Annotated in this window: 9 protein-coding genes; 4 read left to right on the forward strand and 5 right to left on the reverse strand. The window is 66.9% G+C overall.

Annotation, left to right across the window (positions count from 1 at the left end; translation table 11 throughout):
• Window positions 1–327: 327 nt before the first annotated feature.
• The 4 genes from ACTOQ2_RS43410 to ACTOQ2_RS43425 all read right to left on the reverse strand — a co-directional run bounded on the left by ACTOQ2_RS43410 (window position 328) and on the right by ACTOQ2_RS43425 (window position 3715).
• A complete protein-coding gene (locus tag ACTOQ2_RS43410; protein WP_440107807.1) occupies window positions 328–1278 on the reverse strand; it encodes an SDR family NAD(P)-dependent oxidoreductase in 951 nt (316 codons plus the stop codon).
• Window positions 1279–1317: 39 nt separating this feature from the next.
• On the reverse strand, window positions 1318–1908 hold the full coding sequence (locus tag ACTOQ2_RS43415; protein WP_440107809.1) for a TetR/AcrR family transcriptional regulator: 591 nt from the start codon (window positions 1906–1908) through the stop codon (window positions 1318–1320).
• A gap of 442 nt (window positions 1909–2350) precedes the next feature.
• Window positions 2351–2560, reverse strand: coding sequence for a hypothetical protein (locus ACTOQ2_RS43420; protein WP_440107820.1), 210 nt, complete (start codon window positions 2558–2560; stop codon window positions 2351–2353).
• 234 nt (window positions 2561–2794) lie between these two features.
• Window positions 2795–3715, reverse strand: a complete 921-nt coding sequence (locus tag ACTOQ2_RS43425; protein ID WP_440107811.1) for an NADP-dependent oxidoreductase — start codon at window positions 3713–3715, stop codon at window positions 2795–2797.
• Window positions 3716–3795: 80 nt separating this feature from the next.
• Between ACTOQ2_RS43425 and ACTOQ2_RS43430 the strand changes: the two genes are divergently transcribed.
• Window positions 3796–4404: a helix-turn-helix domain-containing protein gene (locus ACTOQ2_RS43430; RefSeq protein WP_440107813.1), complete on the forward strand. Its 609-nt coding sequence runs from the start codon at window positions 3796–3798 to the stop codon at window positions 4402–4404.
• 1150 nt (window positions 4405–5554) lie between these two features.
• Window positions 5555–5737, forward strand: a complete 183-nt coding sequence (locus ACTOQ2_RS43435; protein ID WP_440107815.1) for a hypothetical protein — start codon at window positions 5555–5557, stop codon at window positions 5735–5737.
• 183 nt (window positions 5738–5920) lie between these two features.
• On the opposite strand, the gene ACTOQ2_RS43440 is transcribed toward ACTOQ2_RS43435, so the two are convergent.
• Window positions 5921–6589, reverse strand: coding sequence for a TetR/AcrR family transcriptional regulator C-terminal domain-containing protein (locus tag ACTOQ2_RS43440; RefSeq protein ID WP_440107816.1), 669 nt, complete (start codon window positions 6587–6589; stop codon window positions 5921–5923).
• An 88-nt stretch (window positions 6590–6677) separates the two neighbouring features.
• Here ACTOQ2_RS43440 and ACTOQ2_RS43445 point away from each other — a divergent pair, with 88 nt between their 5' ends.
• Both ACTOQ2_RS43445 and ACTOQ2_RS43450 read left to right on the forward strand, forming a co-directional pair.
• Window positions 6678–7175 (forward strand): hypothetical protein, encoded by a 498-nt coding sequence (locus tag ACTOQ2_RS43445; RefSeq protein ID WP_440107817.1) that lies wholly within the window; start codon window positions 6678–6680, stop codon window positions 7173–7175.
• A gap of 296 nt (window positions 7176–7471) precedes the next feature.
• Window positions 7472–8122, forward strand: a complete 651-nt coding sequence (locus ACTOQ2_RS43450) for a recombinase family protein (RefSeq protein ID WP_440107818.1) — start codon at window positions 7472–7474, stop codon at window positions 8120–8122.
• Window positions 8123–8257 lie beyond the last annotated feature (135 nt).

An 8257-nucleotide genomic window follows, 5' to 3' on the forward strand; every position in this document is an offset into this window, starting at 1 on the left:
CCGCTAGATCACGCAGTGTCACACGGATCACCCAGAGCTACTTTGGGGCTGGGGTCATGTTCGGGAGAAGACCCCCGAGTTAAGGCACGCTCGGGCCTGGCGGCCCTCCCGCGCGGGCCTTCACCCCCGGCCTGAAGGCCGGAGCACTAGCCCGCATTTCGGTAGCGGGCGAAGGCGACCAGCATGGTGGGCAGGGAGACGACCAGAGATAGGCTGCCGGCGCTGAAGCTGGCCAGGAGCTGGTCGAGCCGGGGGCGCGGGAGGCGAGCTTGCCGGAGATCTTCTCGATGGCGACGTGATCAGGGGCGAACAGGTCGCGGTCGGCGACTACCAATTCGTGGGTGCTAGGTCCACGGGAACGGCGGCGAGTAGCGCGCGGGTCTCGGCGACGACGCGGTCAGCGAAAGCAGGGTTACGGACTTGAGCGGAGCCGACCATCGGCTTGCCGCTCTCGTCGTAGTACACCCCTGTCCGATCCGACCCGTCGGTCAGTACCCCGGTGATCATTCGAGCGGCACGCTTCGGGGTGCTCCAGTGCTTGATGAGGGGCGCGAGCGGCGTGGCGACGTACTTCGCCAGAAACTGGACGGCGGCGTTCGCGTCGCGGCCGAGGCCGGTGCCCGGATTGAAACCCGGTTCAACCGCGTTGAAGCGCAGCCGCGAAGTCTCATGCGCGAACGCCAGCACGGTGGCGAGGTTGCACTGCTTCGATGTGGCGTAGGCGTCGAAACCGGCTTTGGACGAGCCCCCGGGCTGCCATTCGCCGCGCAAGCTGGCCTCTGCCGAGATGTAGCGCCCACCGCGGAAGCCGATGGCGGCCGCGGGCTTCAGTTCCGGATCCTCGACGCCCGAGCAGACGAACACGACGTTCGCACCGTCGGGAAGGTGCGGAATGAGCGCCTCGGTCAGTGCAAATGGTCCGAGGTGGTTGGTCGTGAAGGCGAGGTCCCACCCCTGCGCGGTTTGATCGGCGCGGGTCGGCATGATGCCCGCGTTGTTGAGCAGGCCCGCGATCGGAAGACCGAGCGCGAGGATCCGCGCGGCCGCGCGCCGCACGCTCGGGATGTCGGAGAAGTCGCAGACCACCGATACCGCGTGACCCTGGGGCCGCGCGTTGATCTCGGCTTCGACCTCTGTGAGCTTGTTCGGGTCGCGGCCCACCAGTATGACGCTGCCGTGCTCGGCGAGCTTGAGCGCGGTGCGCCGGCCGATTCCGGACGTCGGCCCGGTGATGATCCACGTCCTGGCGGGCGATCTGCTGCGGCTGGAGTTTGGCATGTCGGTTCCCTCGCGGTGGAGATTATGGGTGGATGGAGATCAGGCGGTAGGCGGAGCGGCGGAGCCGGCCAGCACCCGCCAAAGGGCGTCGGACGCCACCCTGCTGCGGGCCTCGGCCTCGGCAGGCTCGCGGATCATCTCGTCGATCGTCGCCTCGGCAATCCCGTTCACCAGGGTCAGGACAAAGCCAAGCGGCACGTTCTGCATCGGCCCGTTGGCCCGGCTTCGTTCCAGCAGATCGGCGACACCACTGAACGCGAGGCTCGCCGCCCGGTGGCTGTCGGCGGTGATGTCATCCGACACTTGGAGCTGTGCGAGCGCCCGCCGCTTGTCCGGGTTAGCCATCGCCCAGCGCCACCACTGCGTCCACATGCGGCAGACCTGCTCGCGGAGTCCGTCCCCGGCACGGAGATCGGGGGTCGCCGCGGTGGCCATCTCCGCCTTCAGAGCGACGTAAAGCTCGTTCAGCAGCTCCGCTTTCGTGTCGAAGTAGGTGAACAACGAACCATTGGAGATGTCTGCCTCCCTCGCGATCGCCGCTGTAGCCGCCCCAAGCCCCTGGGACGCGATGACGCGGGTGGCCGCGCGCAGGATCGCATTACGCCGATCCTCACTCCGTGGTCTGGGCATGACCCGACTATATAAGAGAGTGTCTAGTCAGTCAAAAATGTGGTGCGCCGCTTGATCCGGGACCACCGAGCGGCAGGCGTTCGGTTGCGGCGGTCACCGTGACGGAATAAACGCAAGGGCGACAACCCGAGCGTCGCCAGCATCTACCGGGCGCTGGCCGAGTACGCCAAGTGAGAGACGTACCCGGAGACGATCGAGCAGGCCCACGCCGACCTCGCCACCCTGGATACGACCAACTGACTGCATTCCTGCTGGTCATGCTGTATTTACCCGAAATTTCCCGAGTACTACGGGGACCCCCGGTAGAACTGAGGCAGCGTACCTGACATGCCTGAAGACCCCTGGATACTCGTCAGGCAAGCACACGCCAACGTTACTTACCTGACATGACTGACTGCTAAGAGTCACACAAGATAACCGGCGCGGTCGGCGCGGTCGCTCGTCACGCGGCGGCCCCCGGACGGGGCACGGCTCGGGTGACGGCCGCGTCACGCTGCATCCGCAGGTGAGCGCGGGCGGCTTGGCGGTCGGCGCGGCCGCAGTGGTCGCGCGGGTAGCGGGCCCGGTTCTCGTGCGAGGGTGCGCCGGGCAGGATGAGGCGGCCTTGGCCGGCGATCGCGGGGTTGCGGTGGCGTTTACCGGGGGTTCTCATCCATTCCAACGGTCCCACGGCCACGATCACCGTGGCCTTCCAGGGCCACTACAGCCGCTTCGTCGACATGCCACCCGACTGAGAATCCAGGAAGACCAGACCAAGCACACCACCGGCTATCCAGGGGGCTTCAGTCATGCAAGGCATGTCAGGAGCGTGACCGGAGTTTTCGGCCGTCCGGTCCGCGCCCTGCCATCACTCTGGACTTAACGGACGAATTTCCGGCGCAGGACACTAGAGGTTGACCACGATCTTTCCGTGGACGTGGCGTCCTGCCTGCAGGCGCACGGCCTCCCGGATCCGCGTGATGGGGAAGGTGGCGGCGATCGGCACGGTGATCTCGCCGGCGACGATGGCGTCGGCGATCCGCTTCAACTCCTCAGGCAGCGCATCGACACCGCCGGTCGGGCGCACGCCGCCGGGCGGATTGGGACCGGCGGCGATCGTGGAGATCCTCGTCGGCGGCACGCCGAGCGCGAGCGCCGCCTCGGCCGTCTCCGTACCGAACAGGTCGGTCGCCGCGCTCACGCCGCCGGGGGCCATCGCGCGCACTCGGCCCTCCAGTCCGGGGCCGTAGGTGACGGGATCGGCGCCCAACCGCCGCAGGAAGTCGAAGGTGCCTTCGGATGCGGTTGCGATCACCCGGGCACCGGCGAGCCTGGCGAGCTGGACGGCGATCACGCCGACACCGCCGGCGGCGCCTCCGATCAGGACGGTATCGCCGGCCTGCACGTCGACCGCCGCGAGCGCCGCCGAGGCTGTGAGTCCCGCCACCGAGAGCGTGCCGGCGACCTCGTCGCCGATCTCTGCCAGCGTGTGCAGGAGCGTATCCGTCGAAGGATCGACCACCACGAAGTCGGCGGCGGCCCGGCCCACCGCGCTTCCGTAGACGCGGTCGCCCACGGCGAAGCCGGAGACGCCCGCGCCCACCTCGTCCACGACGCCGGCGAAGTCGGTGCCGAAGCCGGACGGAAGGCTGATGCCGAACTGTTCGGCCATCTCCGGCATCGAGGTGAAGATCCAGTCCATGGGGTTGAGGCCGATGGCGTTCACCCGAACGCGGACCTCACCTGATCCCGCGTGCGGTTGCGGAACCTCACGCAGCTCCAGTACCTCGGGTCCTCCGAAGGTCTCGTACATGACGGCTCGGCTCATGGTGTGCCTCCACGACTAGTGATGGGACTTTGTCCTATCACTGTACACGGCGACGAGACCAAGTCCCGTAAGCTGTGTCCATGGCCCGCTGGGAACCCAACGCACCGCAACGGCTCGCCGACGCCGCCCTCGAACTGTTCACAGAGCGCGGCTACGACAACACGACCGTGCTCGACATCGCACAACGCGCTGGCCTCGCCAAGAGCACCTTCTTCCGCCACTTCCAGGACAAACGGGAGGTGCTCTTCGGCGAGGATGCGCTGACCAGGCCACTCGTCGCCGCGATCGCGGCGGCGCCCACCGGAGCCGCCCCGCTCGAAGCGGTGGCATGCGGCCTCGACGCGCTCGGACAGGACATCTTCACGCCCGCCTATCGTGCGTTCACCGTCCGCAGACGAGCGGTCATCGATGCCCATCCCGACCTCCAGGAGCGCGAAGCCCTGAAAGGCGTGAGCCTCACCGCTTCGATGGCCCAAGCCGTCACGCGCCGCGGCGTACCCGGCCTCGCCGCCCGGGTGACCGCAGAACTGGGCACACTCGCCTTTAAAATCACCTACGAGCGGTGGAGCGACTTGAGCAACACCGACGAGTTCGGTGACATCGCCCGGCAGACCCTCGATGAGGTACGAGCCGCCGCCTTGTCCGTGTGCAACTCGGCCGCCTCTTCGACCGGCGACTCGTTGTTCTGACTATGAGCAGGAGAGCCCGCGGCTCGGTCGGCGCGGTCCGGGGAGCACCCGAGAAGCGGCCGTACGCGGCCGCCTCACCATCACTCAAGAAACTCAACCGGCATAGACCCCGAAGGAAGGGCAGGCCCGACAAACAGGACGAGAGGAAGATCAAATAGTTAGCTGGAGCCACCCGCTAACGGGACTTTTCGTTCGAATGCTCGTCATGCCCCAAGAAAGCCCAGAGTTCCCGCGAACCCAGAAGTCGAGATCGGGCCGTTGGGGTGCTCTGTGAGGTTATGCACCCTTGGGTTCGCCGGAACCCGAGGCCGTCCGCGGTCAGCCGGTTTCGGAGCGACACCGGGCGGCGTTCAGGAACCCGGCGACGGCGGTCGGCCCGGCCCGGCGAGCGGCCGGAGTGCCTGAGCTGATGTACGGAGCCACCCCGCGTGAGCAGGCGTTCTCTGTCAGCGCGGCACTCAGCACCCGGGCCGAGCCGCCCTCGACCGGGGCCGGCATGCGACTCCTCGACTTCACCGCCGCTACAAAAACCTCAGCGACGAGGGAAAAGCTTCACCGATTCCGAGATCTCCTCAATCGCCAGAGTGACGTGCTCTACACGTGAAACACCCTGGTCCTGGGGCTGGATGACCAGGAGAGACACTCGGGAACTCAGAGGTTATTTCTGCCAAGAGACTGCAGACGCTGGAACGCCGCCCCCAACAACAGCCGCCACTGCCGCAGCACTCCGACGCCGGGGCGGGCGAACCTCCCCAGCAGCCCTCCAGCGCCTCGACGACTTCCGGCACGGCCTCGGAATCATAGATGATCTGAGACCGTGACCGACGAGGACATCGTCCTTCGGCGCGAGCGCCCAGGCCGGATCGCTCCTCAGTCGTCGCCGCTCAAGGCATGCTCCGGTGCGGGCACGGGGAACAGCTTCAGTGCTCGTCGGCGGGCTCCTGGGCGGTCAGCTTCAGGCAGCGGCGGCAGGTGACCGCGCCCCGGTCGGGATGCGCCGCTCCCGGCTTCCCGTTCCTGCGGCTCACCACGACCATGCGGGCTGGGTCTTTTGTCGGTCTTCTACGTCGCGCTCATGAAATGGACGCCGCGCGTAACAACCGGGACAATAACCGCGTTGACGTGGGCGTGACCGCGAGGGGGTGGCGTCGTGCCGGGTGATCGGGCCGCGCCGCAGGTGCAGAGCTGGCGGGTGGGGTCGGTACGGGTACTTCGCCTGATCGGTGAGCTGGACGCGGTGACGGTTCCGGGCGTGGCGGTGAAGCTCGATGAGGCGCTGCTCACCTTCGAGGATCTGGGGGTTGAGCAGCAACCGAACCGTCAGTGGCGTTAGCGAGTCCTCGCAGCGCGCGTTACGGCCCTCCGCTCCCGAACGTGTCCCCAGCCGCCAGGTAGCGGGGTGAGACATCACGATTGCGGTTCGTGATCGTTTCAGGTGGGTGCCTGTGGGTCGTGTAAGGCCAGCGACGCTCCGGTGTCTAACAACAGTGACGGCATATAGATGCCATGACTGTCGTCACGGAGCTGACGATGTCGGGGAATGGATGCGCGATTCCAGCCCGGCCAGGAGTGTCTGGAGTCCGAACTCGAACGGGTCCCCGGGCGGGGTTATGGCGGCGGAGTCGACGCGGGCCCGCAGCCGGGGGAGGGTCTGGACGACCGCGAGCATCTCAGCGGTGATCCCTTGGAGCTCTTTGTCGGCGTCGGCGCCGTTTCGTCGTAGATGCGCCTGCCAGGCTGCCTGTGCCGCCTGGCCCTGCGCGGCGCCGATCACGAACATGAGCACGGTAGCGGCTGCCTGGTCGGCCTCGGCTTGGGTGAAGCCCGCCGACTCATAGATCGTCAGGGATTGTTCGTCGAAGCGGGCCTTGTTGGGGCCGTAGATCAGATGCGTACTCATTGCCGGGATCAACCAGTAGTGCCGCACGACCATGGCATACGCTCCACGCGCCAGCGACGCGGCGGCTTCCCGCCACCCGACTCCGGCGGTGTCGGGCAGCGGGATCTCGCCGAACACGTGGTCGGCGGCGAGAACTACCAGCTTGTCCTTGCTCTTGACGTGGTAATACATCGCCGATGCGGCCGACCCGAGGTGTGCGCCCAGACGGCGGATGTTCAGCCCGTTCACGCCTTCGGCGTCGAGTACCTCGACGGCTGCCTGGACGACCTGCTCCTTGGTCAGCATGTCGCCCAGCCTAGCGAGTGTTGAACTTAGATCAAAACGTGCGCTACGGTGTTGAACAAAGTTCAAAAGCTTTCTTGAGGAGATCCCCGTGTTCCTCGTTGTCGCCCTGCAGCTCCTGCTGGCCCTGACGTACCTGGTCGTTCCGTTGGCCGGTCACAGATACGGCGCCGCCGCTCAGAAAGAAGCCGATGCAGAGATTCACCGACAGGGCCACAGCCCCGCCGTATTGACCAAGCACGGCCTCGACTTCACCGCCAGCACCGCCAGCGTGACGGTGTCCGTGGCGATCGCCGCGGGTCTGGCGACGCTTGCCGTGCTGAATCTGTTCGATCAGCCAATGCTCACCTGGATCCTTCAGCCCACCCTGCTGATCGCAGGCGGCTTCGTCACCACCTCCCAGGTTTTCGTCGTCCGCTATGTAGAGGCTGCCTTGCGCAAGTCCGGCACCGCCGACATCGACGCCAAGTCGCTGATTGGGGCGGCGAAGGCGGCGTTCCCCGGCTGGTTCCATCCGCTCGTCCTGGCGCGCTTCCTCCTCACGACCGCGGGCTCGCTGGTCATCCTGCTCTTGCTTGCTGTTTCCTGACCGAGGGCTGAGGGCCTGGCTGGCGAGTAGCAACTCTACGAACTGAAAGACAGGTCGGACGTTGGGCCCCATGCCAGCCTCATCGCTCGCCTCGCCCCATGACCCACCCTCGAGGCAGGGGCTGTCGGGATTAGATGATTTTCTGACAGGCACTCGACCAGCGCCGCGGACCCTCCGGAAAATCGGACATTGAGCGACGAAGTGTGACGTCGGGCGGCCGGTTTGGGGCCGGAATTGACGACAGTATTTTCCGACAGGTAGAACGGAGCTCCTCACCCCCTTTCCGAGGAGCGCCGGTGCAGATCGTCTACTCCCGTGTCTCCACTGCGACGCAGTCGCTGCTGCGACAGCGGCACATCCTCACCGAGGCCGGCCTTCTCGTGCGGACCGAAGGCGTCGAAGGATTCCGGCCAGCCGACGGCGTTCTCCTCTTCGAGGATCCGGCCACCACCTCCAAGATCCCCGCTCTGGAGCGTCCCGCGTTCGGCAAGATCGCCGCCAAGGCTCACCCGGGCGACACCTTGACGGTCTCGGAGCTGTTCCGGCTGTGCCGCGACCTGCTCGACATCCACGCCGTCCGCAACTGGTGCCAGGCCCGCGGCGTCGTCCTGCGGGTCCTATCCGGGCCGCTGTCGAACTTCCATGATCTGGCCGCCAATGACGCCACCACCACCGTGATCATCAACGTGATCACGGCCGTGGGCCAGTTCCAGCGCGACATCCAGAACGAGCTCACCGTCGAGGGGATCGCCGCCGCCGAGGCCCAGGGCCGCTACCGCGGCCGCCCGCCCGTGCTCACCGGCGCCGACGTGGAGGTGGTGCGGTCGACGTACACCGATCAGGGCGCCTCGATCGCGGCGCTCGCCCGCACTCACGGGGTGAGCCGGGCCGCCATCCGAACCGCGCTGTCCGATCTCCTGCCCGACCGAAGCGTCCCGGCCGGCTGACCCCGGCCACAGGGGGCGGGATCGTCAGATCTCATCGTCCTCGCCCGCGTCGGGGTCGCGCAGGTCGCGGATGGCGCCGGGCGCGAGGTCGGGCAGGGCGAAGGTGTAGGTGCCGTGGACGCCGAGGTGGGAGTG

It is taken from the genome of Streptosporangium sp. H16 (genome assembly GCF_051918855.1).
Classification (GTDB): Bacteria; Actinomycetota; Actinomycetes; order Streptosporangiales; family Streptosporangiaceae; genus Streptosporangium.

What these genes read in the sequence shown, in the direction of transcription:
- ACTOQ2_RS43410 (WP_440107807.1), bottom strand. Translation starts at nt 1,278, where the DNA reads ATGCCAAACTCCAGCCGCAGCAGATCGCCCGCCAGGACGTGGATCATC.
- ACTOQ2_RS43415 (WP_440107809.1), bottom strand. Translation starts at nt 1,908, where the DNA reads ATGCCCAGACCACGGAGTGAGGATCGGCGTAATGCGATCCTGCGCGCG.
- ACTOQ2_RS43420 (WP_440107820.1), bottom strand. Translation starts at nt 2,560, where the DNA reads ATGAGAACCCCCGGTAAACGCCACCGCAACCCCGCGATCGCCGGCCAA.
- ACTOQ2_RS43425 (WP_440107811.1), bottom strand. Translation starts at nt 3,715, where the DNA reads ATGAGCCGAGCCGTCATGTACGAGACCTTCGGAGGACCCGAGGTACTG.
- ACTOQ2_RS43430 (WP_440107813.1), top strand. Translation starts at nt 3,796, where the DNA reads ATGGCCCGCTGGGAACCCAACGCACCGCAACGGCTCGCCGACGCCGCC.
- ACTOQ2_RS43440 (WP_440107816.1), bottom strand. Translation starts at nt 6,589, where the DNA reads ATGCTGACCAAGGAGCAGGTCGTCCAGGCAGCCGTCGAGGTACTCGAC.